Source organism: Streptomyces sp. TSRI0107, assembly GCF_001905845.1.
Taxonomy (GTDB): domain Bacteria; phylum Actinomycetota; class Actinomycetes; order Streptomycetales; family Streptomycetaceae; genus Streptomyces.
Genome location: NZ_LIVZ01000009.1, coordinates 214,447 through 240,807, shown reverse-complemented (window position 1 = coordinate 240,807; position 26,361 = coordinate 214,447). Strand labels below are relative to the sequence as shown.

Here is a 26,361-nt window from a genome sequence, read left to right as displayed (position 1 = left end):
GCCGGACCAAGATCCGGCCGCGCTCTGCTTGTGCTGACAGCTGGGAGGCGTACATGGCGGCATGGACGTGGCGGTTCGAGAAGGCCGACGGGACGGAGGTCCAGCCCGCGGTGCAGCCCGAGGAGTTCACCACGCAGGGGGACGCCGAGTCGTGGATCGGCGAGCACTGGAAGGACCTGCTCGAAGGAGGCGCGGACCAGGTGCGGCTGTTCGAGGACGGCACGGAGATCTACGGTCCGATGAGCCTGCACGCGGAGGAAGCGGCGTCGTAGCCACGTCGTAGGCACCGCGGGGCGGCACGCACCACCCGGCCGCCCCGCCCGCTCACTGCTCGCCGAGCGTGACGTCCGCCGTCCGTTCCGCGTCGCCCCGCCGGAACGTCACCGTCGTCCGGTCGCCCGGCTGCCGCGCGGCCAGCGCCTCGGCGAGTGAGGTGATGGTGGTGACGTCCGTGTCACCCAGACCGGTGATGACGTCTTCGGGCCGGATGCCCGCCTCGTCGGCCGCCCCGTCGCGCTGGACCTCCACGACCGCGACCCCGACGGCCTGGTAGTCCGCGTCGACGAGCGTACGGCCGGTGATGCCGAGCGCCGCCCGCCCCGAGTGGGTGACCCGGCCCTGCTCGACGATCTGGCCGGCGACCGCCTTCACCGTCGACGCCGGGATGGCGAACCCGATGCCGGCGGCCGCGTTGCCGGCGCGCGGGTCGGCGGCGGCGAGCGTCGGGATGCCGACGACCTCGCCGCGGAGGTCGACCAGGGCGCCGCCGCTGTTGCCGGGGTTGATCGCCGCGGACGTCTGCACCATGTTGGCGAGGGTGGCGCCCGTGCCACCGCCGGTGCCGCCCTCGGTGACGGTCCGCCCGGTCGCCGAGACGATGCCCTGCGTCACGCTCGACGCCAGTCCGAGCGGTGACCCCATGGCCAGCACGATCTGCCCCACCCCGACCTCGGCGGAGTCCCCGAACCTGGCGGCCTTCAGCCCGTCCGGCACCCGCTCCAGCCTGATGACGGCGAGGTCCTGCTGGGGGTACGAGTACACGAGCTCGGCGGTGAGGGGGGTCTCGCTGCCGGCGGTGGTCACCTGGAAGGTCTTCCCGTCGCCGACGACGTGCGCGTTGGTGACGATGTGACCCTTCCCGTCGTAGACGACTCCCGAGCCGAGTTCGTCGCCGGCCTGGATCTGCACCACCGACGGCAGGACGTCCCGGATCACCTTCCGGTAGTCGCTCTCCAGATCGTCCGCCCCGGGCACGGCCGCCTGCTCCGTGTCCGGCAGGTCCCTCCCGGCGGAAGGCGACGAGGGCGACGAGGACGACGAGGACGACGTGGACCCGGCGAGCGAGCAGCCCGCGAGCAGGACGAACGGCAGGAGGCAGAGAACGGCGCGGCGCACCAGGGGCCTACGGGAAGCGTCCATGCCCCGAGTGTGGTGGCGGCGCGTCCGCCCGGCCCCTGGTGCTCACCCGAACGGGAGACCGCCAGGGGGTGTCCAGGGCCTGTCTAGCCGCGCACCCCGCACAGGTGCAGCAGCGCCGCGACGCCCCGGTACGGGTCCGTCCGCCCGGCCCGCTCCTCCGCCGCCAGCAGCGCCCGCGGATCGGCGGGCGGCTCGACGCCGTCCGCGACCGTGTCCGTGAAGACCCGCACCCCGTACCAGGCGTGCAGCGGTGCCCCGATCCCGGCCAGGGTGGAGGTCAGCGCGCTCAGCCGGTCGGCTCGCGCCTCGGGCCCGGGACGCACCGGGGTCCCGGTGGCCGAGTCCGTCCGGGCGTGGGGCAGGTACGTGGTGGTGTCGAAGGCGGCCAGCGCCCCCGCCCAGTCCCCGGACAGCCCCGGCCGCATCGCCAGCGCGTCCCCGTTGCGCACCACCAGCGACAGCAGCCCGCCCGGCGCGAGCACCCGGGCCAGCCCCGCCAGCAGCGGATCGGGCTCCTCGACGTACATCAGCACCCCGTGACAGAGCACCACGTCGAAGCTGCCGGGCAGGAAGTGCACACCGGTCTCCCGGCCGTCCCCCTCGATGATCCGCATCCGCTCCCGGATGCCCTCGGGCTCGCCGGACAGCGCCTCACGCGCCGCGGAGATCATCGCCGGGTCCTGCTCCAGGCCGGTGACCTGGTGCCCGGCCCGGGCCAGCCGCAGCGCCTGGGTGCCCCGGCCCATCCCCACGTCGAGCACCCGCAGCCGCTGCCCGACCGGGAACCGCCCGGCTATCTGCTCCTCGAGCTGCCGGGCCACCAGCTCCTGTCGTACGACTTCGCGCAGACCGCCCGCCTCACCGAGCCGGGCGTCGGCCGCGCTCCCGGAGAACGACGCAGCGCTCAGGGCCGCTCCCCGCGCTTGACCTGCGGCTTGGGCAGCCGGAGCCGGCGCATCTGGAGGGAGCGCATCAGCGCGTAGGCGACGGCGCCGCGCTTGTTGTCGTCGGGGAAGCGCTCGTTCAGCCGCTTCTTCAGCCGGACACCGGTGACGATCGAGTCCAGCACGATCAGGACGATCACCACGAGCCACAGCAGCAGCGCGATGTTCTGCAGCGCCGGCACCCGGATCATGCTCAGCACCAGGATGACGACGGCCATCGGCAGGAAGAACTCCGCGATGTTGAACCGCGAGTCGACGAAGTCGCGCGCGAACCGGCGGATCGGCCCCTTGTCGCGGGCCGGCAGATACCGCTCGTCACCGCCAGCCAGCGCCTGACGCTGCCGCTCCAGGGCGGCCCGCCGCTCCTCGCGCTGGCGCTTGGCGGCCTCCTTGCGCGTCGTCGGCGTATTGGCCACGCTGCGGCGCTGCGACTGGGCGGCGCTGCGCTTGGGCGTGGGGCGGCCCTTGGGGGCCTGCGGGTCACGGGGCTGCTTGGAGAGGTTCACCTGCGCGTTGTCGGCGACGGTGGCCTTCTCTTCCTTGGCACGGCTACGGAACACAAAACCCAAGGGTACGGGGTGCCCGGGGTTGGACCCCAGCCCCGCGGGGAACGATCCGGCAACACCAGTCGTCTGTAAGGGGACAGAGGGGACGATGCGTACGCCCCGGACCCCTGGTGGGCACTCGGGGGCGTACCGGGGGACCACCTACTCCCTACGCCGGAGCGGGACCGTCCCCAGTCGTCCTTGGGGATGAGCGCATCCGTCCCCGAACAGTGCGGTAATGGATGCAGGGCCCGTACTGTGGGTTCTGTCGCAGAGCTGGAGCCGGAGTCGGTCAGAAGGGGGCGCGCGAAGCCCATGAGCGGTGTCATGAAGCGTATGGGGATGATCTTCCGCGCGAAGGCGAACAAGGCCCTTGACCGGGCCGAGGACCCGCGCGAGACCCTCGATTACTCGTACCAGAAGCAGCTGGAGCTGCTCCAGAAGGTGCGCCGCGGTGTCGCGGACGTCGCCACGTCCCGCAAGCGTCTGGAACTCCAGCTCAACCAGCTGCAGCAGCAGTCCTCCAAGCTGGAGGACCAGGGCCGCAAGGCGCTCGCGCTGGGCCGCGAGGACCTGGCCCGCGAGGCGCTGTCCCGCCGCGCCGCCCTCCAGCAGCAGGTCACCGACCTGGAGACCCAGCACGCGACGCTCCAGGGCGAGGAGGAGAAGCTCACCCTCGCGGCCCAGCGCCTCCAGGCCAAGGTCGACGCCTTCCGTACGAAGAAGGAGACGATCAAGGCGACCTACACCGCGGCCCAGGCACAGACCCGCATCGGCGAGGCCTTCACCGGCATCTCCGAGGAGATGGGCGACGTCGGCCTGGCCATCCAGCGCGCCGAGGACAAGACGGCCCAGCTCCAGGCCCGCGCCGGCGCCATCGACGAACTGCTCGCCTCCGGCGCCCTCGACGACCCCTCCGGCATGGCGAAGGACGACATCCAGGCCGAGCTGGACCGGCTCTCCGGTGGTACGGATGTAGAGCTGGAACTGCAGCGCATGAAGGCGGAGCTGGCTGGGGGCACCTCCCAGGCTATTGGCACTGGGGGAGGCACGACGGGTGGCCAGCAGGCCATCGAGGGCGGCCAGGGCCGGCAGCAGGACCGGCAGCAGCCGCAGGACACCCCGAGGTTCGACAAGCAGTAGGGGCCCACGCCGAGGAGGGCGACATGATCGTGAGGATCATGGGGGAGGGGCAGGTGGAGCTGGCCGACAGCCACTTCGCCGAGCTGAACAAGCTGGACGACGACCTGCTCGCCGAGATGGAACAGGGCGACGGCCCCGGCTTCCGCCGCACCCTGAGCGCCCTCCTGGACCGGGTCCGGGAGCTCGGCACGCCCCTGCCCGACGACTCCCTGGAACCCTCCGAGCTCATCCTCCCGTCCCCCGAGGCGACCCTGGACGAGGTCCGGGAGATGCTCGCCGAGGACGGCCTGATCCCCGACTGACCGCCACCGGGGACCGCCGTCCCCGGCCGGGCCAGCCCGCCGCCGGGCTACGGTGGACCACCGTGAGCACCCTCGAACGCGCCCGGCACCGACTCAAGGCCCACCCCATGGCGCTGGACGCGGCGCTGGCCGCGGGAGTGCTGCTCTGCATGGTCGCCGGCTCCTTCGTCGACCCGCACGGCGACGACGGCGTCACCTGGGGCCTGCACAGCCCCGACGTGCTCAGCCTGGTCCTGATGGTGCTCGCGGCGTCGGCCCTGGTGTTCCGCCGCCGCGCCCCCCTTCTCGTCCTGGCCGTCACCGGCGGCCTCTCCCTCGTCGAGTTCGTCACCGGCGACCCCCGCACCCCCGTCGCGATGGCCGCGGTGATCGCCCTCTACACCGTCGCCGCCAGCACCGACCGCCCCACCACCTGGCGGGTCGGCCTGCTCACCATGACCGTGCTGACCGGCGCCGCCATGCTCAGCGGCCCGCTGCCCTGGTACGCCCAGGAGAACCTGGCGATCTTCGCCTGGACCGGCATCGGCGCCACCGCCGGGGACGCCGTGCGCAGCCGCCGCGCCTTCGTCCAGGCCATCCGGGAACGCGCCGAACGCGCCGAACGCACCCGCGAGGAGGAGGCCCGCCGCCGGGTCGCCGAGGAACGCCTGCGCATCGCCCGCGACCTGCACGACGTGGTCGCCCACCACATCGCCCTGGTCAACGTGCAGGCCGGGGTCGCCGCGCACGTCATGGACCGGCGTCCCGACCAGGCCAAGGAAGCCCTCGCCCACGTCCGCGAGGCCAGCCGCTCCGCCCTCGACGAGCTGCGCGCCACCGTCGGCCTGCTCCGCCAGTCCGGTGACCCCGAGGCCCCCACCGAGCCCGCCCCCGGCCTGGACCGCCTCGACGAACTCGTCGGCACCTTCCGCAACGCCGGCCTCCGCGTAGAGGTCGCCCGCACCGACCACGGCACCGCCCTGCCCGCCGCCGTCGACCTCGCCGCCTACCGGGTCATCCAGGAAGCCCTCACCAACGTCCAGAAGCACGCCGGCACCGCGGCGAAGGCCGAGGTCAGCGTCGTCCGCGTGGGACGGAACATCGAGATCACCGTCCTCGACGACGGCACCGGCGACACCGACCGCCCGTCGGCCGGCGGCGGCCACGGCCTGCTCGGCATGCGGGAGCGCGTCACCGCCCTGCGCGGCACCCTCACCACCGGCCCCCGCTACGGCGGCGGTTTCCGCGTCCATGCGATCCTGCCGGTCGAGCCCCGGAACACCGCCGAAGGGCACCGCGCCACCGCCGAAAGGGGGCCCGCATGACCATCCGCGTCCTGCTCGCCGACGACCAGGCACTGCTCCGCAGCGCCTTCCGGGTGCTGGTCGACTCCGAGCCCGACATGGAGGTCGTCGGCGAGGCCTCGGACGGTGCCGAGGCGGTGCGGCTGGCCAAGGAGCACGGGCCCGACGTCGTCCTGATGGACATCCGCATGCCCGGCACCGACGGGCTCGCCGCCACCCGCGAGATCAGCGCGGACCCGGCGCTCGCCCACGTCCGCATCGTCATCCTGACGACGTTCGAGGTCGACGACTACGTGGTGCGGTCCCTGCGCGCGGGCGCCGCCGGCTTCCTCGGCAAGGGCAGCGAACCGGAGGAGCTGCTGAACGCGATCCGGGTCGCCGCCGGCGGGGAGGCCCTGCTCTCCCCGGCCGCCACCAAGGGCCTGATCGCCCGCTTCCTCGCCCAGGGCGGCGACGGCGCGGACGGCGACCACGACCAGGCCCGCTCCGAGCGGCTGGACGCCCTCACCGTCCGCGAGCGCGAGGTGCTGGTCCAGGTCGCCGGCGGCCACTCCAACGACGAGATCGCCGAACGCCTCCAGGTCAGCCCGCTCACCGTGAAGACGCACGTCAACCGGGCCATGGCCAAGCTGGGCGCCCGCGACCGGGCCCAGCTGGTGGTCATCGCCTACGAGTCCGGGCTGGTACGTCCAAGGGTGGAGTGACCGCCACGGGCGGTACTCCACCCGCAGTATGCGCCGCATAAGGAAATGGACCTGGGACCGACGGCCGGGGCCTTCGCCATGGACCAGGGTGGTGGGGTGGGCGCCGTCACGCCCCCACCGCTCCGCTCAGGCCACGGAAGAGAGACGCTGACCCATGTCCTGGCTGTCAAGATTCAGCCTCGCGCAACGGGCCCTGATAGGGCTGATGTCGATCATCGCGCTCGCCTTCGGGGCGATCGCGATCCCCCAGCTCAAGCAGCAGCTGCTGCCCACCATCGAACTGCCCATGGTGTCGGTGATCGCGCCGTACCAGGGCACGTCCCCGGACGTGGTCGAGAAGCAGGTCGTCGAACCGATCGAGAACAACCTCGAGGCGGTCGACGGCATCACCGGCGTCACCGCCACCGCCAGCGAGGGCAACGCCGTGATCATGGCGTCCTTCGACTACGGCAACGACACCGACCAGCTCGTCGCCAACGTCCAGCAGGCCGTCAACCGGGCCCGCGTCCAGCTCCCGGACGACGTCGACCCGCAGGTCGTCGCCGGATCCACCGACGACATCCCGACCGTCGTCCTCGCCGTCACCTCCGACCGCGACCAGCAGGCCCTCGCCGACCAGCTCGACCGGACCGTCGTGCCCGCGCTGAAGGACATCGACGGCGTCGGCCAGGTCACCGTGGACGGCGTACGCGACCTCCAGGTCACCGTCACCCCCGACGACGCGAAGCTGGCCAGGGCGGGCCTGACCGCCCAGTCCCTCGCCCAGGCCCTCCAGGCGGGCGGCGCCACCGTCCCGGCCGGCTCCTTCGACGAGGACGGCGCCAACCGCACCGTGCAGGTCGGCGGCGGCTTCACCTCGCTGAAGCAGATCGAGGACCTGAGGGTCACCGGCGAGGGCGTCGACCGGCCGGTCCGCCTCGGTTCCGTGGCCGAGGTCGAGCAGGAGGCGGCCCGCGCCGACTCCCTCACCCGTACCAACGGCGAGCCCAGCCTCGCCGTGATGGTCACCATGGACCGCGACGGCAGCGCGGTCGCCATCTCCGACGCCGTCCGGGACAAGCTCCCCGGCATGCGCGCCGACCTCGGCTCCGGCGCCGAGGTCACGGTCGTCAGCGACCAGGGCCCGGCGGTGTCGAAGTCCATCGAGGGCCTGACCACCGAGGGCGCCCTGGGCCTCCTCTTCGCGGTCCTGGTGATCCTCGTCTTCCTGGCGTCGGTCCGCTCCACCCTCGTGACCGCGGTCTCCATCCCGCTGTCCGTGGTCCTGGCCCTGATCGTCCTGTGGACCCGTGACCTCTCGCTCAACGTCCTGACCCTCGGCGCGCTGACCATCGCCATCGGCCGCGTGGTCGACGACTCGATCGTCGTCCTGGAGAACATCAAGCGGCACCTCGGCTACGGCGAGGAGCGCCAGGAGGCGATCCTCAAGGCGGTCCGCGAGGTGGCCGGCGCGGTCACCTCCTCCACCCTCACCACCGTCGCCGTGTTCCTGCCGATCGGCCTGGTCGGCGGCATGGTGGGCGAACTGTTCGGCTCCTTCTCGCTGACCGTGACGGCGGCCCTGCTGGCGTCCCTCCTGGTCTCCCTGACGGTCGTCCCGGTCCTCTCCTACTGGTTCCTGCGCGCCCCCAAGGGCACTCCGGAGGACGCCGACGAGGCCCGCCGCCTCGCCGAGGAGAAGGAGGCCAAGAGCCGGCTCCAGCGCTTCTACGTCCCGGTCCTGCGCTTCGCGACGCGCCGCCGCCTGACCAGTGTGGCCATCGCCGTCGTCGTCCTGATCGGCACGTTCGGCATGGCCCCGCTGCTGAAGACCAACTTCTTCGACCAGGGCGAGCAGGAAGTCCTCACCGTCAAGCAGGAGCTGAAGCCCGGCACCAGCCTGGCGGCGACCGATGCCCAGGCCAAGAAGATCGAGAAGCTGCTCGACGGCGTCGACGGCGTCAAGGACTACCAGGTCACCGTCGGCTCCTCCGGCTTCATGGCGGCCTTCGGCGGCGGCACCGACACCAATCAGGCGTCGTACTCGGTGATGCTGGAGGAGTCGGCGTCCTTCGAGAAGGTCGAGAAGGCCATCGACGAGGGCCTGAAGAAGCTCGACGGCGTCGGCACGACCACGATCGCCGCCGGCGACGGCTTCGCCAGCCAGGACCTCAGCGTCGTGGTGAAGGCGGCCGACGCGAAGGTGCTGCGCGAGGCCTCCGAGGAGGTCCGCGAGGCGGTCGCCGACCTGGACGACGTCACCGACGTCACCAGCGACCTCTCGCAGAGCGTCCCCCGGATCTCGGTCAAGGCCAACGAGAAGGCGGCCGCGGCCGGCTTCACCGACCAGACCCTCGGCGCGGCCGTCGCCCAGGCGGTCCGCGGCACCACCGCCGCCAAGGCCACCCTGGACGACACCGAGCGTGACATCGTCATCCGCTCGGCGCAGCCCGCCGAGACGATGGCGCAGCTCAAGAAGCTCCGCCTGGGCCCGGTCAAGCTCGGCACCATCGCGGACGTCGAGCTGGTCGACGGCCCGGTCTCCATGACCCGCATCGACGGCCAGCGCGCGGCGACCATCACCGCCAAGCCGACCGGCGACAACACGGGCGCGGTCAGCGCCGACCTCCAGGCGAAGCTCAACTCCCTGGACCTCCCGGCCGGCGCCACCGCCGAGATCGGCGGCGTCTCCGAGGACCAGGACGAGGCGTTCGCCAACCTGGGCCTGGCGATGCTGGCGGCGATCGCGATCGTCTTCATGCTGCTGGTCGCGACGTTCCGCTCGCTGGCCCAGCCGCTGATCCTGCTGGTGTCGATCCCCTTCGCGGCGACAGGGGCGATCGGTTTGCTGGTGGCCACCGGCACTCCGATGGGCGTCCCGGCGATGATCGGCATGCTGATGCTGATCGGCATCGTGGTCACCAACGCGATCGTGCTGATCGACCTGATCAACCAGTACCGGGCACAGGGCTACGGCGTCGTCGAGGCGGTCGTCGAGGGCGGCCGCCACCGTCTGCGGCCCATCCTGATGACCGCCCTGGCGACCATCTTCGCCCTGCTCCCCATGGCCCTCGGCATCACCGGCGAGGGCGGCTTCATCGCCCAGCCGCTGGCGGTCGTCGTCATCGGCGGCCTGGTCACGTCGACCTTGCTGACCCTGCTCCTGGTCCCGACGCTCTACGCGATGCTCGAACTCCGCAAGGAGCGGCGCGCGAAGAAGCGGGCGGCGAAGCGGGCCGGGAAGGCGAAGTCGGAGGAGGTGCTGGAGCCGACGGGGGTGTGACGTGCTGAACGTCGCCTGACGGTGTGAGAATGGCCGGGTCCCGTGGGTACGGGGCCCGGCCGTTTCGCTTATGCCTAGAGGGACTTGACGAACGCGTCCCAGGCGGCTGCTGGGACGACGAGGACGGGGCCGTGGGGGTTCTTGCTGTCGCGGACAGGGACGACGCCGGGGAAGTCCTCGGTCATCTCAACGCATTCGCCCCCGTTGGTGTTGCTGTAGCTGCTCCTGCGCCACCGGGCGGAGTTCAGCTCGGGGGTGTGTCGCATGGCTTGTAGTCCTCCATCGCCTGTCGGATCAGCTCCGCCGAGGCGGCCGGCGGGAGGGCGTTGGCGCGGAGGATTTCGTACTGCCGCCGCCATTTCTTTACCGAGTCCCGGTCCTCGTAGAGATGACCGACCTGGATGCCCTCTTCGTAGGCCATGGTGGAGCCGTTGGGAAGGGTCAGCAGGGTCAGCGCGCCGCCCATCAGCGAGTGTGGGCCGGAACTGAAGGGCAACACCTGGACCTTGCTGTCCGGAGTATCCACCTGTTCGAGCAGGCAGGCCAGTTGTTTGGACATGCATTCCGCGCTGCCCACCTGTCGCCGGAGGACGGACTCATCGATGATCGCCCAGCGCAGGGGGCGTTCGGCCGACCGCAGCCGGTCCTGCCGGGAGAGACGGGCGTGGACGCGTTGCTTGACCTGCTCTGAGGTCAGCTCCTCCTGGACGCTGAGCAGGCCATGGGCGTACTCCTCCGTCTGCAACAGCCCCGGAAGGGCCTGCGCTCCGTAGTTCTCGAGGACATCGGCCTGCGCCTCGAAGTCCATGAACCGCCGGTACTGATCCGGGTGCGCCTCGCGCTTGGCCAGCTCGTACAGCCCGTGGAAGTGCTTGTCGGTGCCGAACGCCGCGTCCAGCCGGTCGGGCAGGTCCGGGGGCGGCATCAGCTCGGCCGTCTCGATCCGGGCGAGGGTGCTCTTGCTGGAGTTCACGATGCCCGCGAGCTGCACGAGCGACAGCTGGGCGGATTCGCGGTGGCGGCGTTGCTCGGCACCGAAGTAGTGGCGGGCGGAGAGGTACGGGGTCAGGGTCTGGGGCTTGAAGGTCATGGCTGCGTCCCTTTCTGAGGTCTGGGATACGGCGCGTCTGGTGCGGCTGGTGCCACAGCGCGACGATGAGGGCACAAACGGTAACCATTCGCATTCGCGCCCGTCGGCGGAACGGGCAGAAAGGAGCGGCGGAACATGTTGCGTGACGGAACGGGTGCGCCCCTGCGGTTGCTGCCCTGGACCACGCCCGACGGACGCCCGTGCTACCTCAGCTCGGACGGTGACGGCAGCAAACTGTCCCGCATGGCAGACGAGGTGGAGAGCGAACTGCTGGCCTCGGCGGCATACGTCCTCAGCGCGGCGAAGTCGCTCCTCGACGATCCGACGGTGGGGAAGGGCGAGTTGCGCTTCACCGGGATCCGCCTCGCGGAATCGCTCGGGGACGCGCTGCGGATCGCGGCGAGCCGGGGCGGGCGGCTGAACTGAGCCGAGAGGTCAGGGGCTGGCCTGGGTGAGGGCCTGGATCAGGCGCATCCAGTGGGCGGTGTGCCGGCCGTCCGGGGAGTTGGCGGCGAGGGTCGCCAGCTCCGAGGTGAGCCGGTTGCGGGTGTCCGGGTCCGCTTCGGCCGCGGCCTCCGCCAAGGCGTCGACGTCCAGCGAATCGGGGGCGTCGGCGAGGAGGAGGGCGGCTTGGTAGTGAGTGGTGAAGGAGGGCTGGTCGTCGAAGACCGAGCCTTCGATGGCGGCGGCGCCGATCAAAGCCTGGGCGTCGCGGGCGCTCAGGGCGCGCAGAACGTGTGCCTGTAGGGCGCTGCGGTCCTGGACGCAGTCGAACGCGGCGTCGACGTCCTCGGTGCGGGCGATGTGCAGGAGGATGACGTGTACGGCGATTGTGGCGGTGAAGGGCTCGGCTTGCGCGAGGAGGGCTTCGGCGTACTCGGCGAGGAGGAGTTCGCCGTGCTCCTGGAGGAAGCTCTTCGAGTCGTCCCAGGTCTCGCACTGCAACCACTCCCGGAGACGGTCCTGGACGATCAGTTGCTGGAAGACGGCATCCGGGCCCTCGGAGAGAATGACCTCCCGCAAGTCCCGGTGCTGTGCGGCGACCGGTCCTACAAGAGCCAGCTCTGCCAGGGCGATCGAGGCTTCGTCGGAGCTGAGGACTTCCACATGACGGGACCAGAACGCCTGGCTGTCCTCCCAGGAAGGCGTGTTCACCCAGTCGACAACCAGGTTCAGAGTCCCCTCGGAGAGTGACAGCCAGTCGGGAGCGGTCCTGCCCGTCTCCTGTTGCCAGGCCTGCTCCAGCAGGTCGTGATCGGTCTGGGGCCTGCGGGCGTAGTTCCGGAGCTTCTGCCGGGCGCGCAGAGTCACCTCGGCGGGCTGGTCGGCCGGCTCGCCGCCGGCCATTCGGATGAGTCCCCGCAGGCCGGCTGTCCGGGTGGGTTCGGGACGTTCGAGCTGAAACGCATCGCGCTCGTACTCGATCCTGCGTCCAGCGGCCGGGTGGGCCTCGGAGAGCGCGGCGGCCGCACGTGTGTACGCCTGCAGGGAAGCTGATTCGTTTCCGGTGGTGGCCAGGTGGTTGGCGAGGTTGTTCAGGGCCGTGGACAGTTTCGGGAGGTAGGCGGCGGGGCTGGCGTGGGCCAGTTGCGTGTAGTGGCGTACGGCTTCCTGGGCGGCTTCGAGGGCGCCTTGGCTGTCTTCGGTGTCGGCCAGACGGTTGGCGAGGTTGTTGAGGGCCATGGCGAGGTCGGGGAGATAGGCGGCCGGGTTGGCGTGGGCGAGTTGGCGTCGGATGCGTACGGCTTCGTGGGCTGTTGCGAGGGCGCCTTGACTGTCTTCGGTGTCGGCCAGGTGCGCGGCGAAGTTGTTGAGGGCCGTGGCGAGGTCGGGGAGGTAGGCGGCGGGGTTGGCGTGGGCCAGTTGCCTGTAGTGGCGTACGGCTTCCTGAGAGGCTTCGAGGGCGCCTTGGCTGTCTTCGGTGTCGGCCAGGCGGTTGGCGAGGTTGTTGAGGGCCATGGCGAGGTCGGGGAGATAGGCGGCCGGGTTGGCGTGGGCCAGTTGCGTGTAGTGGCGTGCGGCTTCCTGCGCGGCTTCGAGGGCGCCTTGGCGGTCTCCGGTGTCGGCCAGGTGGTTGGCGAGGTTGTTGAGGGTCGCTGCGAGGTTGGGAAGGTAGGCGGCGGCGTTGGTGCGGGCGAGTTGCGTGTAGTGATGTGCGGCTTCGTGGGCGGGTTCGAGGGCGCCTTCCGGGTTTCCGGTCTCGGCCAGGTGTTCGGCGAGGTTGTTGAGGGCCATGGCGAGGTCGGGGAGGTAGGCGGCGGGGTTGGTGTGGGCGAGTTGCGTGTAGTGGCGTACGGCTTCCTGGGCGGGTTCGAGGGCGCCTTGGCGGTCTCCGGTTCCGGCCAGGTGTGCGGCGAGGTTGTTGAGAGATCCGGCGAGGTCGGGGAGGTAGGCGGCGGGGTTGATGTCAGCGAGTTGGCGTCGGATGCGTACGGCTTCGTGGGCGGGTTCGAGGGCGCCTTGGCGGTCTCCGGTGTCGGCCAGGTGGTTGGCGAGGTTGTTGAGGGCCATGGCGAGGTTGGGGAGGTGGCCGGGCTCGATGGCGGCCAAGTCCCTGAAAATGTCCACCGCCTCGTGAGCCAACTCCACGGCAGCCACGTGATTCGCGCTCTCCGACAAGGCCGTCGCGACTCCCAGCAGCGCCTCTGCGAGCAGGGGACGCGCGCTGTCCGGGTCCCACGTCGCAAGCTCACGCAGCACGTCAATGCCCGGCCCGGGAGTGCTCGCCCATACGGCGTGGTGCGGCAGCCACATCCGCACGTACGGATCGACCCGTTCCCAGTCGCCGACCTCGGCCTGCCGCCGGAGGAGATCCATCAGCGCCCTCAGCACCACCTCCCCGGCGGCGGCACCCCCGGGGCCCCCACGCTTCCGCAAGTGAGTGACGAACTCCCGGTGATACAGCCGGTACACGGCCTGCGGACCCGCGCTGTCCTCGACGATGTAGCGGCCGTACTCCGAGAGCACCCAGTCCACATCACCCTCGTCGTAGGAGACCCCCTCCCCGCCGAGCGCCGAGGCCACCGCCTCCCACACCCCGCCCGCCGGCATGCCGCGCCCGGCGGACCACGCGAGAGCCGTGAGGAGGTCTCGCGCCGCCGACGGCCGCTCGCCGCCACGCAGGTCTTCCTCGAACGCGGCCTCCACTGAGTCCGGCAGCCCGGCCAGCAGCTCCTCCGCGACAACGATCCCCTCACGCAGCCGGGCGATGAGGAATCCCGTCACCAGCCGCGCGAAGAGGAAGCCCCCGTCCTGTGCCGTCGCACGGTCCGCCAGGGCCTCGGCGACCGCGGTGCCGTCGACCCCGGCCACCTCGCAACGGCGCCGTACGTACTCCGCGATGTCGTCCCGGGTGTCCGGCTCGTCCTCCAGGTCGACCCTGTGGACGCTGTCACCGATGTGCTGGACCAGGGCGTCGGAGAGGGTCGTGTCGGGCTTCAGCAGGTTCCGGAAGGGCCGTTCCCGGGAGCCGACCAGCACCGGCAGCATCCGGCTCAGCGGGAAGACCAGTTCCTCGATGACGCTCTGGGTGTGTTCGACCGGTACCTCGTCGAGCCCGTCGAGGACCACGACCGGCGGGGTCGGAAGCTCTCGCAGTTCCGCTCTGAGCGCGTCCGCGCTCCTCGGCTCGTCGAGACCGAGCTGAGCGGCGATGTCCGCCGCCACCTGCGTAGCGTTCAGGCCCCGCATGTGCACGGCCGCGAAGCTCCGGGCGGACCTTTCGCCGGGATCCGGGTCTCCGTCCCGGATCGCTCCCTGCTCCTCGGCCTTGCTGCGCTGTGCGGGGTCCGCAAGGGTCGCGATACGCCCCAGCACCGCCGACTTGCCGCACCCGGCCGGACCGGTGACGAGGAAGAGACCGGGCGCCGCCGCCCGCATCCAGTCGACGATCTCGCCGAGCACCCGCCGCCGCCCGGTGAAGAACCAGCCTTCCTCCAGATGCCCCACTCCGCGTGCCGCGAGGACCAGGTGCTCGACCAGAACCGGTGGTGCGGCCGGGTCGGACTTCGGGTTGGGGAACGCCGGCCGTTCGTCGCCGACCGCCACCCTCTCCGGGGTCTGCTTGTCCTCCGCCCAGTGGCTTCTGATCGCCGACATCAGGTCGGTACCGGTGACCAGCTCATTGCGAGTGCTCCACGCGGTGCGGTAGTGGTCGATATGCGGGCCGGTGGCCAGTGCTTGCGCCACGGCCTCCATCAGCGGCCCGTAGCCTTCGCCGAGTTCACCGGGACGGCAACTCGCCATCACCCCCAGCCACTTCGACCGACCCTGGGGCAGTGACGTCTGCCGCAGATGAGCCAAGGCGCGGTCGACACTCGGGGCGAGACCGGCCCCCGAATGGCAGGTGTCCACCACCAGCAGAGCCTGATCGGCGCCGGAGGCCATCGCCGCGTCGACGAGGTCCTGGGCGGAGACGCCGTGCTCCCGCAGCAGCATCGCGCGTTCGAACTGGTTGCCGGTCAGCTTCAGGTCCCCGAGCACCAGCCTCAGATCCCGGTCGTCCAGCTCGCCGTGCCCCGACCAGAGGATCAGCGCAGGCCCGTTCCCGCCCTCCCGCTGCCAGAAGGCCCGCCACTCCTCCTTCTCCCGCCGGAATGTCGCCAGATCCGGGTCTTCCTCCGCGCCGACCACCCGCACGGCGAACCCGAGGCCCCGCAACCGCTCCGCGATCCCGCGCATCTGCTCCCGCGCACCGGTCAGCCGCCGCGACGGGGGCGCGCCCTCGTACCCCTCGCAGACCACGCACAGCGCGGTCGCCGCGTACGCCTCAGCCGGCGACTCACTCACAGCCCACCACCAGCACCAGCGCCGTCGCCGTCCGCTCGGGCCGGCTCCCGGCGCCCACCTCCAGCCGGTGCACGCCCGGCGTCAGACCGGTCAGCGCGGTGACGTAGCGCCCGCCGTCGAGATTCTGCAACCGCCGCACCCCGTCCTCACCGTCCACCCGAACCCCCACGGCCAGCTCCGCATACCCGGGCACATCCCGCGCGGCCGTCACCGCCACCTCGCACGGCTCGCCCTCGGCCACCACGTCGGGCACCCGCACGCCCAGCGCCGTCGTCTCGTCGCCCGGCCCCCGGTGATAGGTCGGCTCGCCCGCCAGCCACCCCGACAACCCCTCCCGTACAGCCGGGTTGTTCTGCAAGGAACCGTGCTGCTCCCACGGCGTGTACGCGGGCCGTCCCGCCCCCACGTGCGCACTGGACAGCCGGGGCACCCGGCCGTCACCGCCCTCGTCGGCGCCGCCGATGGTGAGCAGAGGGGTCAGTACGCCCTCACCGTCCACGACGGCCGTAGTGGGCGTCGGTTGCAGTACGCCGCTCACCGGTGCGTACTCCACCCCGTACGCCGCCCCTGCCCGGGACTCCCGCAGATCCGAGTGGAACTTCTCGGCATCGCCCAGCAACTCCGCGTCCAGCCCCGGCAGTCCGGTCACCTCACGCGCGTACCGCAGTCCTGTCTGACCGGGCACCCCGTCCAGGCAGGCGTAGTCGGGGCTCAGCTGGTGCAGCGACGGCAGGCTGCGGGCGAAGTCCGAGAGGTTCAGCGGTATCAGGCGGGCGAGGCCGCCCCGCAGCTCGCTCACGCGCAGTCCGTTGACCAGGTACAGCAGGGCGTCCAGCGAGCCCCGGTACGGCGTGCCCAGGGTGACGACCCGCCGGGTGATCTCCGCTCCGCCGCCCAGTTCGACGTACTGCCGGGCCACCAGCCCGCCCATGGAGTGGCAGACGAAGACCACCCTGGCGTCCGGGTGCCCGGCGTCCCGCCACCGGCCCAGCTCTTCCCTCACCCGCTCGCCCAGCCGCTCGGCGTTGTAGCGGCAGGACAGCCGCCAGTCGTACGCGAAGGCGATCAGATTGGCCGGGGTCCTCGGGTCGTCGCCGGACTGTCGGCAGTCCAAGGTGAAGTGCCGTCGCAGCCAGCCGAGCAGGTCCGTGTATCCCTCGACGAGGGGGGAGAGGCCCGGCAGGCCGTGGACGTCCCGCATCACGCCCACCGCGCGTACGCCGTCCCCGGGATGGCCGTCCAGCACCCCCCTCGGCAGGGCCAGGCCCTTCAGGGAGCCGCCCAGGGTTCTGATCCCCCGTAACAGCGCCTCGCCCGACGGCCCCCACACCTCCCTGCCGTCCGCGTCCGCCAGCCGACTGCCCATGATCCCCGGGACCACGACCACGAGATCGTCGACCTGGTTGCGCCGATACGCCATTCCGCCCCCGCGCGTACACGTGCCGTGAGGAGACAAGGGTAGTGACGCAGGAGGGGGAAGAGACCCGGTACGGCCACAATCAACAGGCTGGGGCACCCCCGGCCCACCACCCCCCTTACGTATCCTGTCGCTCGAACTGCGTGCGGGGGATGTGACGGGGGAGAGGATCACCGCGGTGCCGCTGAGCAAGGACGATCCGCGGTCGGTCGGCGGATACAAGCTGGTCGACCGGCTCGGGGCCGGAGGCATGGGCGTCGTCTACCGGGGCAGGGCGCGGTCCGGGCGTGAGGTCGCCGTGAAGGTGGTGCACGCGCAGTACGCGCAGGACCCCGTCTTCCGCGCCCGTTTCCGCCAGGAGATCGAGGCCGTCCGCAAGGTCAGCGGTGCCTTCACCGCGCCGGTCGTGGACGCCGACGCGGAGGCGGACCGGCCGTGGATGGCCACCCAGTACGTGCCGGGCCGGTCGCTCGCCGAGCGGATAAGGGCACAGGGGCCGCTCAGGGACGCCGAGTTGCGGCGGCTCGCGCTGGGCCTGGTGGAGGCGCTGCGGGACATCCACCGGGCCGGGGTGGTGCATCGGGATCTCAAACCGGCCAATGTGCTGATGGCCGAGGACGGGCCCCGCGTCATCGACTTCGGCATCTCCCGCGCCACCGAGAACCTCACCCTGACCGAGACCGGGCAGATGATCGGCACCCCGCCGTTCATGTCCCCGGAGCAGTTCACCGACGCCCGCTCGGTGGGCCCGGCCTCGGACGTCTTCTCGCTCGGCGCGCTGCTGGCGTACGCGACGACGGGGCGTGGGCCGTTCGACGCGGAGAGCCCGTACCTGACGGCGTACCGGGTCATAAACGACGAGCCGGTGCTGGAGGGTGTGCCGCGGCAGCTGCGGACCCTGCTGGAACGCTGCCTGACCAAGGAGCGCGAGGACCGCCCCGGACTCGACGAGCTGGCCCGGGAGTTCGCCGCGGCCCTGCCCGAGCCGGACCCGGGCGACCCGGCGACCGTCACGCTGCGCCTGGACCCGTCGGACCTGGCGACGACGCACCCCGGCACGGTCGCCGACCAGCGGACCACGCAGTCCGGGCGCCGTCCCGGCCGTGTCCGCCCGCTGCTGGCCGCGGCCGGCACGGTCGGCGCGCTGGCCCTCGGGCTCACGGCGTATCTGCTGGGGCCGGGCGCGGACGGCGGGGCGGCGCCCGGACCGTCGGCCGTGCCCAAGGTGAGCGCGCCGTCCCGGTGGGCGGACCTGCCGAAGGGCTGGCAGCCCTGGCAGACGACGGTGTTCGAGAAGCCCGCGCGCGGTGCGAAGCCCCTGGGCGAGAACGGCGCGATGACCGGGCCGGAGTGCTTGCTGCACGAGAGTGCCGTCTACTGCGGGGGTGACGCCATGCTGCCGGTGCGCGTGGACGCCCTCACGGGGAGGACCGCGTGGCGGGCCGACCTGCTGCCGGACGGGGTGTCCGGGGACCGGCTCTCCTCCGCCGCCGTCCTGGGAGTGGCGGACGGCGTGGTGGTCGTGCGCCTGGTCGTCTCCGACGAGGAGTGGGAGAACGACGAGGTCACCCTCATCGGCCTCGACGCGGACGACGGCGGACGGCTGTGGACGCGCCCCGGGAACGAGCAGTACGCCGACAGTTCCTTCGCCGATGGTCTGGTGGTGACTCCGGACGCCGGCGGAAGCGCGCTCGTCGCCCGCGCGGCGCGTACCGGCGAGGAGCGCTGGAGGGCGAAGCTGCCCGCGGGCCACTACTGCACGTTCCTGCGGATGGCCCCCGGCCTGTACACGGAGTGCAGCCCCGAGACCGAGTCCGAGAACTCGGTGATCCTGGAGCTCGACGCGGCCGACGGCTCGGTCCGGCAGGTGAAAGTGCCGATCGAGAGCACGCTCTACGGCGTCGTCGACGGCCGGCTGGCCTTCCTCCAGTGGGCCGAGGACAGCGGGGGCCTGGGCACCACCGACGACGCGTACGAGGCGATCCTGCTGGTGGACCCGGACACCGGGGACCGCAAGCGGGTGACGCTGGCCGAGGACTTCGGCGGGCACCCCACGCTGACGGACGGCCGCCTCTTGTTCACGATGTCCAACGGTGTCGTACGGGCCGTCTCGCCGACCACCGGCAAGGAGCTGTGGGAGACCGGGACCACGCTGGAACAGCCGGGCCGGGCGGTGCTCGACCAGCGGGGCCGCACCCTGTTCCTGGCGAGCCTCAGCGGCCGGGTGGCGGCCCTGGACGCCCGTGAGGGGACGCTGCTGTGGGAGACACGGCCGCGTTCGGCGCGGGTCGCGGCCAACGGCTGGGCCCAGCCCGAGGTCGTCCTGCACGAGGGCGGCCTGGTGGTCGTCACCCCGGACGGCACCCTCTTCACCGTCGACCCCGGCCACCCCGACCGGAAGCCCGCGGCGGGCTGATCCGATCGTCGGGGTGAGCGGGGTCGGTCACACTCTCCCCGTCACCGCCACCTACGGCAGCGCCAGCATCCGTTCCAGCGCCAGCTTGGCGAACGCCTCGGTCTCCTTGTCCACCTCGATGCGGTTGACCAGGTTGCCCTCGGCCAGCGACTCCAGGGCCCACACCAGGTGGGGGAGGTCGATGCGGTTCATGGTGGAGCAGAAGCAGACCGTCTTGTCGAGGAAGACGATCTCCTTGCCCTCGGGGGCGAAACGGTTCGCCAGACGGCGGACCAGGTTCAGCTCCGTGCCGATGGCCCACTTGGAGCCGGCCGGGGCGGCCTCCAGTGCCTTGATGATGTACTCGGTCGAGCCGACGTAGTCCGCCGCGGCCACGACCTCGTGCTTGCACTCGGGGTGGACGAGGACGTTCACACCCGGGATGCGCTCGCGCACGTCGTTGACCGAGTCCAGGCTGAAGCGGCCGTGCACCGAGCAGTGGCCGCGCCACAGGATCATCTTCGCCGCGCGCAGCTCGTCGGCGGTCAGGCCGCCGTTCGGCTTGTGCGGGTTGTAGACGACGCAGTCGTCGAGGGACATGCCCATGTCGCGCACGGCGGTGTTGCGGCCGAGGTGCTGGTCGGGGAGGAACAGCACCTTCTCACCCTGCTCGAAGGCCCAGTCCAGCGCGCGCTTGGCGTTGGACGAGGTGCAGATGGTGCCGCCGTGCTTGCCCGTGAACGCCTTGATGTCCGCGGACGAGTTCATGTACGACACGGGGACGACCTGCTCGGCGATGCCGGCCTCGGTCAGCACGTCCCAGCACTCCGCCACCTGCTCGGCCGTCGCCATGTCGGCCATCGAGCAGCCGGCCGCGAGGTCGGGCAGTACGACCTTCTGGTCGTCGGAGGTCAGGATGTCGGCGGACTCCGCCATGAAGTGGACGCCGCAGAAGACGATGTACTCGGCCTCGGGGCGGGCGGCCGCGTCGCGGGCCAGCTTGAAGGAGTCGCCCGTGACGTCGGCGAACTGGATGACCTCGTCACGCTGGTAGTGGTGTCCGAGCACGAACACCTTGTCGCCCAGCTTCTCCTTGGCCGCGCGGGCGCGCTCGACCAGGTCCGGGTCGGACGGCGAGGGCAGATCACCGGGGCACTCCACACCGCGCTCGCTCCTGGGGTCGGCCTCACGGCCGAGGAGCAGCAGGGCGAGGGGCGTCGGCTGTACGTCGAGCTCCTGGGTCTGGGCGGTGGTCACGACACGCACCCTTTCTTTTCTGCGGCTCGCCGGTCCGGGGGACCGGACCGGCGGGATAGCGGGACGGCGTTTCGACCTTTTCGTCGAAATGACGCTATCTATCATAACCGCTTCACGTCACTTTGACGATGGCCATTGCGTCGATGTGACGTGAATCCCTATGTCCGGATCGTCGCCTTCCCCGGCCTTACGCGCGGGGTGCCGTCAGCTTGTCCACAGGGCGCTGTGCGCCCGCCCGCGCATGTGCGAGCATGAAAAGAAGCCAAGGAGAAAAAGACTCGGGCCCGTCCCGGAATGAATCCGCGGCCCCGCCGGTTGCAACCGTCGGCAAGCAGTCTCCGTACAACCCGGGAGAGATGTAGATGTCCGTATCGGACGAGACCAGCACCGTCACCGACGGCATCATCCTGTCCGACGCCGCCGCGGCGAAGGTCAAGGCCCTGCTCGACCAGGAAGGGCGCGACGACCTGGCCCTGCGTGTCGCCGTTCAGCCCGGCGGCTGCTCCGGCCTGCGCTACCAGCTCTTCTTCGACGAGCGCTCGCTCGACGGTGACGTCGTCAAGGACTTCGGTGGCGTCAAGGTCGTCACCGACCGCATGAGCGCCCCGTACCTCGGCGGCGCGTCCATCGACTTCGTCGACACCATCGAGAAGCAGGGCTTCACGATCGACAACCCGAACGCGACGGGTTCCTGCGCCTGCGGCGACTCCTTCAGCTGAGCCGAATGACGCGGAAGGCGGTGGTCCCCCGGAAGGGAGGCCACCGCCTTCGCGTATGTGCCACGGTGGTGGGGCGTCCTACTGCGGCGCGGGCAGCCGCGCCCCCGGCTTCTCCAGCGGGACCCCCTCCCCGTCCGAGCCGACCACCTTGCGGTCGCCGAGCGGCTCGTCCAGCTCGACCGTGCGGTGGTGCACCTTGGCGATCATGATGCAGACCTTGTCCGGCCAGGGCGTCTCGGTCACCGTGACCGTCACCCGGTCCGCGCTCTCCTTCACCGTCGCCTCGTAGTCCGAGCAGACCCCGCCTGTGAAGGCCACGGTCAGCTCCGTGCCCTCGGTCGTGTAGCCCTCCACCTTCACGTCCCGGGTGTCGCCGGGCGCGTCCGGGCCCGTCGGCCGCGGGCTGGGCTGCCCGCTCGGCTCACCGGGAGGCGCGGGCGAGGTCAGATACCGGGGGTCGATCGCCGGATACGTCACCGTGTAGCCGTCCGCCGCGCCCGGCGCCCGCACCTCGAACAGCCAGGACGGCACCAGCGTCGGCCGCGCGTCCACGGAGTGCGAGGCCAGCCCGAACACCGCCTTCTCCACCACGACCGGCTCCCGCGGGGACACCGACGGCTCCGACACCTCGCAGGACGCCTGCGGGCCGTCCCCCTCCAGCGGTACGGGACTGGCGCAGCCGCCGATGCCGCCGGTACGGACGGGCTCCTGGGCCCCGTTCAGCCGGTCCAGCGTCCGCCGGGCGTCCAGCACCGGGTACGTGTCCCCCTTCACCGGCGTCTTCAGCTGGCCGCTGCCCGCCACCACCTCGCCCTGCGCGCCGACCGTCAGCCCGGTCGGCCAGCCGTACGTGGGCAGCCCACCGACCACCGGATCGGCGTTCACCACCCGCTGCGCGCCCAGGGTCCGGGAGGCGTCCACCTCGGCGGAGTCCTGCCCGAGCGCCCGCAGCACCGGGGCGGCGGCCTTGCGCGCCGCGGCCTCGCTCACCGGGTCGGCGGACGGCGAGGCGGGCGGCTTGGAGCAGACCGTGACGCCCTCGCAGTCGTCGGTGCCGGGCGCGTACCGGTGGAAGGTCCAGGTGCCGGGGGCCTGCCGGTTCACCTGGAGGCTCGGCCCCTGCCCGTCCTTGTCGGAGCCCACCTTCCAGGCCTGCCCCTCGGCCACCGGCTTCCCCTCCAGGCCGAGCGCAGCCGCCAGCCGGGTGACGTCCTCCCGGGTGACATCGCCCTTCGCCCAGTGCACGGGCGCGGAGCCCGGACCCTTCGGAAGGTCGCCGGACGCCGTGTACGTGACGCCGTTCGGGTCGGGCTCTCCCGGCGCGATGCCGTTCCCGCCGCCCTCGGAGTAGCCGTCGAGGGCGAGCGGAGGCGGCGTGCCGTTCCCGCCGGGCACGCCGGACCCCGAACCGGCGCCGGACCCGCCGCCCGCGGACGCCGCCAGATACGCTCCGCCGCCCCCGACCAGCAGCACGGCCGCGGCGACGGCGGCGATCAGGGCGGGGGAGCGGTGCCGGGAACCGCTGGGCGCGGCGTCCGGGTCCGGGGCGCTGCGCTCGGCGCGCTCCGGGTCGAGCTCCTGCGGGTCCAGCTCTTCCGGCTCACGCCGGCGCGGGTCGAGTTCTTCCGGCCCAGGCTGCGGCGGGTCGGGCTCTTCCGGCTGAAGCTGCTGCGGCTCACGCTCGCTCGGCTGACGCTCCTGCGGCCCAAGATCCTTCGGCTGAAGCTGCTGCGGCTCACGCTCGTCCGGCTCACGCTCCTGCGGCCCAAGATCCTCCGCAGCGCGCTCCTCCGCCACGCGCTCTTCCGTCGCACGCCCTTCCGTCTCACGTTCGACGGCGCCGGCCTCCTCCACGACCTCGTCGTCGTTGTCGGGTCGCTCGCTGTTCACCGCATCGCTCCTTCGGCCACACAGCTGTTACGGGGGACAGCGATGGGACGCGGCGGGGGAGCGCACGGTTCCCCTGGGGCGCGGAGGCGGCTCAGTCGCCGTAGTCGGACATCGCGTCCAGCAGCCGCGCGGAGGCCGGCGGCACGCTCACGCCGTGGATCAGGGTCAGCGGGACGTGCGGCACCGCGCCCCGCTCCGGGGCCGTCCAGCGCCTGGCCATCCGGGCGCAGTCGCAGCGCAGCGACGCCAGGTCGCCTTCGAGGTCGGCGGGGGCGGGGGCGGGGGCGGGTCCGTCGAGGTTCGTCATAGCGGCACCGTATGCACGGATCGACTCACGTAGAAACGTCTACTATCGGGTAGTTTTCCACACTTCAGGGTCACCGCGCACACCGGGTAGCGTGAACTGTCATTACCCCTCCACTCAGGAGCGTCCACGCCGTGCGCATCGCAGTCACCGGCTCCATCGCCACCGACCACCTCATGACCTTCCCCGGCCGCTTCGCCGACCAGCTGGTCGCGGACCAGCTGCACACGGTCTCGCTCTCCTTCCTGGTCGACAACCTCGACGTCCGCCGGGGCGGCGTCGGCGCGAACATCGCCTTCGGCATGGGTCAGCTGGGCACGAAGCCGATCCTGGTCGGCGCCGCGGGCTTCGACTTCGACGAGTACCGCGCCTGGCTGGACCGGCACGGCGTCGACACCGGCTCGGTCCGGATCTCCGAGACCCTGCACACCGCCCGCTTCGTCTGCACCACGGACGCCGACCACAACCAGATCGGCTCCTTCTACACGGGCGCGATGAGCGAGGCCCGGCTGATCGAGCTGAAGACCGTCGCCGACCGGGTGGGCGGCCTCGACCTGGTGCTCATCGGCGCCGACGACCCGGAGGCGATGCTCCGCCACACCGAGGAGTGCCGCTCCCGGAACATCCCCTTCGCCGCCGACTTCTCCCAGCAGATCGCCCGGATGAACGGGGAGGAGATCCGGATACTGCTGGAGGGCGCCACGTACCTGTTCTCCAACGAGTACGAGAAGGGCCTCATCGAGTCCAAGACCGGCTGGACGGGCGACGAGATCCTGGCCAAGGTCGGCCACCGGGTCACCACCCTCGGCTCGCGCGGTGTGCGCATCGAGCGGGTCGGCGAGGACCCGATCGAGGTCGGCTGCCCGGAGGAGGACCGCAAGGCCGACCCCACCGGCGTCGGCGACGCGTTCCGCGCGGGGTTCCTGTCAGGGCTGGCCTGGGGCGTCTCGCTGGAGCGGGCCGCGCAGGTCGGGTGCATGCTGGCGACCCTCGTCATCGAGACGGTGGGCACGCAGGAGTACCAGCTGCGGCGGGCTCACTTCATGGACCGCTTCACCAAGGCGTACGGGCACGACGCCGCCGCCGAGGTCCAGGCGCATCTGGGCTGATCCTCCGCCCGCGGGTCCGTGGGCGCGCGGGGGCCGGTCGCCCGGTTCCCCGCGCCCCCTCGGGCGGAGGGGTCACGCCATCCGGCGGACCACGTACGCCGTACCCCGCTCCGCCGGTTCCTCCCCGACGTACTCCTGGCCCCGCATCTCGCACCACGCCGGGATGTCCTGCCGGGCCGCCGCGTCGTCCGCGAGCACCCGGACGGTCCCGCCGACCGGCACCTGCCCGATGACCTTCGCCAGCTCGATCACCGGCAGCGGGCACAGCTTGCCCAGCGCGTCCAGCACGAGCGTGTCCTCCTGCCGTACGACGGCGGCGCCGGCCGGAGCCCCGAGCTTGTCCCGCACCCCGGTCACCGCCCCCGGCAGCACCCGCAGGAACCGGTCGACGTCCTCCTCCGGCGTCCCCGGCGGCAGCGACACCCGGACGTTGCCCTCGCTGAGCACGCCCATCGCCTTCAGCACATGGCTGGGCGTCAGGGTGCTGCTCGTACAGGACGATCCGGACGAAACCGAGAAACCCTCCCGGTCCAGCTCGTGCAGCAGGGCCTCACCGTCGACATAGAGACAGGAGAAGGTGACGATCCCCGGCAGCCGGCGCTCCGGCTCGCCCACCACCTCCACGTCCGGCACCAGCGCGGGCACCCGCGCCCGGATCCGCTCCGTCAGCTCCCGCAGCCGTACCGCCTCGGCGGCCGCCTCCGCCCGCACCGCCCGCAGGGACGCCGCGGCGGCGACGATCGCCGGGATGTTCTCGAACCCGGCGGCCCGGCCCGACTCCCGTTCGTCCGTGGGCCCTTGCGGCGCGAACCGCACGCCCTTGCGGACGACGAGCAGCCCCACCCCGGACGGCCCGCCCCACTTGTGGGCGCTCGCCGTCAGCAGCGACCAGTCGCCGGCGACCGGCCCCCAGCCCAGCGACTGCGCCGCGTCCACCAGCAGCGGCACCCCGGCCGCCCGGCAGGCCCGGGCGGCCTCGGCCACCGGCTGGACCGTGCCCACCTCGTGGTTGGCGGACTGCAGCACGGCCAGCGCGGTGTCGTCGCGCAGCGCGGCGGCGTACTCCGCCGCCTCCACCTCGCCGGTCCGCCGCACCGGCACCCGGGTGACCGTGCCGCCGTCCGCCTCGTGGGACTCGGCCGCGTGGAGCACCGAGGAGTGTTCGACCGCTGACACGATCAGGTGGCGTCCGGCGCGCCGCCTGCCCGCCAGCGCGCCCGCGATCCCCGCGTGCACGGCCCGGGTGCCGGAAGGGGTGAACACCAGCTCGTCGGGCCGGCACCCGACGGCGTCCGCGGCGGCCTCCCGCGCCGCGTCCAGCAGCAACCGGGCCCGTCGCCCCTCCCGGTAGAGCCGCGCGGGATCGGCCCACCCTTCGTCGAGGGAGGCCTGGAGGGCCTGCCGGGCCACGGGATGCAGGGGGGCGGCGGAAGCGGCATCGAAGTAGGACACACAGCAACGCTAGAACGCCGGGCCGAGCGGACGCCGTCAGGGGCGCGACCTGCGCGACCCGCGCCACCCCCGCGTGGCCCGCGCGACCCGTGTGACCTGCGCGGCCTGCGCGGACACGAGGCGGGCGCCGCGCGGGCCGCGACCGTCCGCCGCGCACCGGCACCCGCCGGCGACCCGCACCCCGCCTCGCCGGACGTGTCACTCCACTGGGCGTCAGATCCCCCCGGAACACCGCGTTCCACCCCGTCTGAGTGACCCCCCGCGCGTGTAGGGACCCTCCCCGCGCGACCCCAAAACGCGTCCAGTAGGGTTTGGTCCGCATAAACATCCAAACCCCT

Annotated in this window: 21 protein-coding genes; 10 read left to right on the top strand and 11 right to left on the bottom strand. The window is 71.9% G+C overall.

The genetic code is table 11. The annotated features are described in order from the left end of the window. Window positions 1–53: 53 nt before the first annotated feature. Entirely contained in the window at window positions 54–272 is a 219-nt protein-coding gene (locus AMK31_RS25335; protein WP_073942940.1) for a hypothetical protein, read from the top strand. A gap of 52 nt (window positions 273–324) precedes the next feature. Here the strand turns inward: AMK31_RS25335 and AMK31_RS25330 are convergent, their stop codons facing one another. From AMK31_RS25330 to AMK31_RS25320, 3 genes are all read right to left on the bottom strand, one after another. Further along, entirely contained in the window at window positions 325–1,419 is a 1,095-nt protein-coding gene (locus AMK31_RS25330) for a S1C family serine protease (protein ID WP_073942939.1), read from the bottom strand. 83 nt (window positions 1,420–1,502) lie between these two features. Continuing rightward, window positions 1,503–2,240, bottom strand: coding sequence for a class I SAM-dependent methyltransferase (locus tag AMK31_RS25325; RefSeq protein ID WP_073942938.1), 738 nt, complete (start codon window positions 2,238–2,240; stop codon window positions 1,503–1,505). Window positions 2,241–2,323: 83 nt separating this feature from the next. Further along, window positions 2,324–2,962 carry a DUF3043 domain-containing protein gene (locus tag AMK31_RS25320; protein ID WP_198948574.1) on the bottom strand — a complete coding sequence of 213 codons (639 nt, stop codon included), beginning with the start codon at window positions 2,960–2,962 and terminating at the stop codon, window positions 2,324–2,326. A 282-nt stretch (window positions 2,963–3,244) separates the two neighbouring features. Here AMK31_RS25320 and AMK31_RS25315 point away from each other — a divergent pair, with 282 nt between their 5' ends. The 5 genes from AMK31_RS25315 to AMK31_RS25295 all read left to right on the top strand — a co-directional run bounded on the left by AMK31_RS25315 (window position 3,245) and on the right by AMK31_RS25295 (window position 9,602). Continuing rightward, complete coding sequence (locus AMK31_RS25315; protein WP_241842721.1) at window positions 3,245–4,051, top strand: PspA/IM30 family protein; 807 nt, start codon at window positions 3,245–3,247, stop codon at window positions 4,049–4,051. Between the two features lie 23 nt (window positions 4,052–4,074). Next, window positions 4,075–4,353 (top strand): PspA-associated protein PspAA, encoded by a 279-nt coding sequence (gene pspAA / locus AMK31_RS25310; RefSeq protein WP_073942936.1) that lies wholly within the window; start codon window positions 4,075–4,077, stop codon window positions 4,351–4,353. Window positions 4,354–4,415: 62 nt separating this feature from the next. After that, window positions 4,416–5,657 carry a sensor histidine kinase gene (locus tag AMK31_RS25305; protein WP_073942935.1) on the top strand — a complete coding sequence of 414 codons (1,242 nt, stop codon included), beginning with the start codon at window positions 4,416–4,418 and terminating at the stop codon, window positions 5,655–5,657. After that, window positions 5,654–6,340 carry a response regulator gene (locus AMK31_RS25300; protein WP_073942934.1) on the top strand — a complete coding sequence of 229 codons (687 nt, stop codon included), beginning with the start codon at window positions 5,654–5,656 and terminating at the stop codon, window positions 6,338–6,340. Before AMK31_RS25305 ends, AMK31_RS25300 begins: the two co-directional genes overlap by 4 nt. Before the next feature lie 154 nt (window positions 6,341–6,494). Then, window positions 6,495–9,602: an efflux RND transporter permease subunit gene (locus tag AMK31_RS25295; protein ID WP_073942933.1), complete on the top strand. Its 3,108-nt coding sequence runs from the start codon at window positions 6,495–6,497 to the stop codon at window positions 9,600–9,602. A 74-nt stretch (window positions 9,603–9,676) separates the two neighbouring features. On the opposite strand, the gene AMK31_RS25290 is transcribed toward AMK31_RS25295, so the two are convergent. Both AMK31_RS25290 and AMK31_RS25285 read right to left on the bottom strand, forming a co-directional pair. Then, window positions 9,677–9,868 (bottom strand): DUF397 domain-containing protein, encoded by a 192-nt coding sequence (locus AMK31_RS25290; protein WP_073942932.1) that lies wholly within the window; start codon window positions 9,866–9,868, stop codon window positions 9,677–9,679. Further along, the gene (locus tag AMK31_RS25285) at window positions 9,847–10,692 is read right to left on the bottom strand and encodes a helix-turn-helix domain-containing protein (RefSeq protein WP_073942931.1); all 846 of its coding nucleotides are present in this window, start codon (window positions 10,690–10,692) and stop codon (window positions 9,847–9,849) included. Before AMK31_RS25285 ends, AMK31_RS25290 begins: the two co-directional genes overlap by 22 nt. A 243-nt stretch (window positions 10,693–10,935) precedes the next feature. On the opposite strand from AMK31_RS25285, the gene AMK31_RS42320 reads away from it, so the two are divergent. Further along, window positions 10,936–11,118 carry a hypothetical protein gene (locus AMK31_RS42320; RefSeq protein ID WP_338013051.1) on the top strand — a complete coding sequence of 61 codons (183 nt, stop codon included), beginning with the start codon at window positions 10,936–10,938 and terminating at the stop codon, window positions 11,116–11,118. Window positions 11,119–11,127: 9 nt separating this feature from the next. On the opposite strand, the gene AMK31_RS25275 is transcribed toward AMK31_RS42320, so the two are convergent. After that, a complete protein-coding gene (locus AMK31_RS25275) occupies window positions 11,128–15,480 on the bottom strand; it encodes an ATP-binding protein (protein WP_073942929.1) in 4,353 nt (1,450 codons plus the stop codon). Beyond that, complete coding sequence (locus AMK31_RS25270) at window positions 15,473–16,900, bottom strand: esterase/lipase family protein (protein WP_073942928.1); 1,428 nt, start codon at window positions 16,898–16,900, stop codon at window positions 15,473–15,475. Before AMK31_RS25270 ends, AMK31_RS25275 begins: the two co-directional genes overlap by 8 nt. Before the next feature lie 175 nt (window positions 16,901–17,075). On the opposite strand from AMK31_RS25270, the gene AMK31_RS25265 reads away from it, so the two are divergent. Then, the gene (locus tag AMK31_RS25265; RefSeq protein WP_073942927.1) at window positions 17,076–19,313 is read left to right on the top strand and encodes a protein kinase domain-containing protein; all 2,238 of its coding nucleotides are present in this window, start codon (window positions 17,076–17,078) and stop codon (window positions 19,311–19,313) included. 51 nt (window positions 19,314–19,364) lie between these two features. Here the strand turns inward: AMK31_RS25265 and nadA are convergent, their stop codons facing one another. Beyond that, window positions 19,365–20,549 (bottom strand): quinolinate synthase NadA, encoded by a 1,185-nt coding sequence (gene nadA / locus AMK31_RS25260; RefSeq protein ID WP_073942926.1) that lies wholly within the window; start codon window positions 20,547–20,549, stop codon window positions 19,365–19,367. A 362-nt stretch (window positions 20,550–20,911) separates the two neighbouring features. On the opposite strand from nadA, the gene AMK31_RS25250 reads away from it, so the two are divergent. Further along, window positions 20,912–21,268, top strand: coding sequence for an iron-sulfur cluster assembly accessory protein (locus tag AMK31_RS25250; RefSeq protein ID WP_030582488.1), 357 nt, complete (start codon window positions 20,912–20,914; stop codon window positions 21,266–21,268). A gap of 78 nt (window positions 21,269–21,346) precedes the next feature. Here the strand turns inward: AMK31_RS25250 and AMK31_RS25245 are convergent, their stop codons facing one another. Continuing rightward, window positions 21,347–23,158, bottom strand: coding sequence for a hypothetical protein (locus tag AMK31_RS25245; RefSeq protein WP_079186923.1), 1,812 nt, complete (start codon window positions 23,156–23,158; stop codon window positions 21,347–21,349). Between the two features lie 91 nt (window positions 23,159–23,249). After that, complete coding sequence (locus AMK31_RS25240; RefSeq protein ID WP_073942924.1) at window positions 23,250–23,465, bottom strand: hypothetical protein; 216 nt, start codon at window positions 23,463–23,465, stop codon at window positions 23,250–23,252. 131 nt (window positions 23,466–23,596) lie between these two features. Between AMK31_RS25240 and AMK31_RS25235 the strand changes: the two genes are divergently transcribed. Beyond that, window positions 23,597–24,571 (top strand): carbohydrate kinase family protein, encoded by a 975-nt coding sequence (locus tag AMK31_RS25235; protein ID WP_073942923.1) that lies wholly within the window; start codon window positions 23,597–23,599, stop codon window positions 24,569–24,571. Window positions 24,572–24,643: 72 nt separating this feature from the next. Here the strand turns inward: AMK31_RS25235 and AMK31_RS25230 are convergent, their stop codons facing one another. Further along, the gene (locus tag AMK31_RS25230) at window positions 24,644–26,023 is read right to left on the bottom strand and encodes a cysteine desulfurase/sulfurtransferase TusA family protein (protein WP_073942922.1); all 1,380 of its coding nucleotides are present in this window, start codon (window positions 26,021–26,023) and stop codon (window positions 24,644–24,646) included. Between the last annotated feature and the right edge of the window lie 338 nt (window positions 26,024–26,361).

Excerpts from the sequence above, each read along its gene's own strand:
- AMK31_RS25335 (WP_073942940.1), top strand. The coding sequence starts at position 54 with ATGGCGGCATGGACGTGGCGGTTCGAGAAGGCCGACGGGACGGAGGTC.
- AMK31_RS25330 (WP_073942939.1), bottom strand. The coding sequence starts at position 1,419 with ATGGACGCTTCCCGTAGGCCCCTGGTGCGCCGCGCCGTTCTCTGCCTC.
- AMK31_RS25315 (WP_241842721.1), top strand. The coding sequence starts at position 3,245 with ATGGGGATGATCTTCCGCGCGAAGGCGAACAAGGCCCTTGACCGGGCC.
- pspAA (WP_073942936.1), top strand. The coding sequence starts at position 4,075 with ATGATCGTGAGGATCATGGGGGAGGGGCAGGTGGAGCTGGCCGACAGC.
- AMK31_RS25300 (WP_073942934.1), top strand. The coding sequence starts at position 5,654 with ATGACCATCCGCGTCCTGCTCGCCGACGACCAGGCACTGCTCCGCAGC.
- AMK31_RS25295 (WP_073942933.1), top strand. The coding sequence starts at position 6,495 with ATGTCCTGGCTGTCAAGATTCAGCCTCGCGCAACGGGCCCTGATAGGG.
- AMK31_RS25290 (WP_073942932.1), bottom strand. The coding sequence starts at position 9,868 with ATGCGACACACCCCCGAGCTGAACTCCGCCCGGTGGCGCAGGAGCAGC.
- AMK31_RS25285 (WP_073942931.1), bottom strand. The coding sequence starts at position 10,692 with ATGACCTTCAAGCCCCAGACCCTGACCCCGTACCTCTCCGCCCGCCAC.
- AMK31_RS42320 (WP_338013051.1), top strand. The coding sequence starts at position 10,936 with ATGGCAGACGAGGTGGAGAGCGAACTGCTGGCCTCGGCGGCATACGTC.
- AMK31_RS25270 (WP_073942928.1), bottom strand. The coding sequence starts at position 16,900 with ATGGCGTATCGGCGCAACCAGGTCGACGATCTCGTGGTCGTGGTCCCG.
- AMK31_RS25250 (WP_030582488.1), top strand. The coding sequence starts at position 20,912 with ATGTCCGTATCGGACGAGACCAGCACCGTCACCGACGGCATCATCCTG.
- AMK31_RS25240 (WP_073942924.1), bottom strand. The coding sequence starts at position 23,465 with ATGACGAACCTCGACGGACCCGCCCCCGCCCCCGCCCCCGCCGACCTC.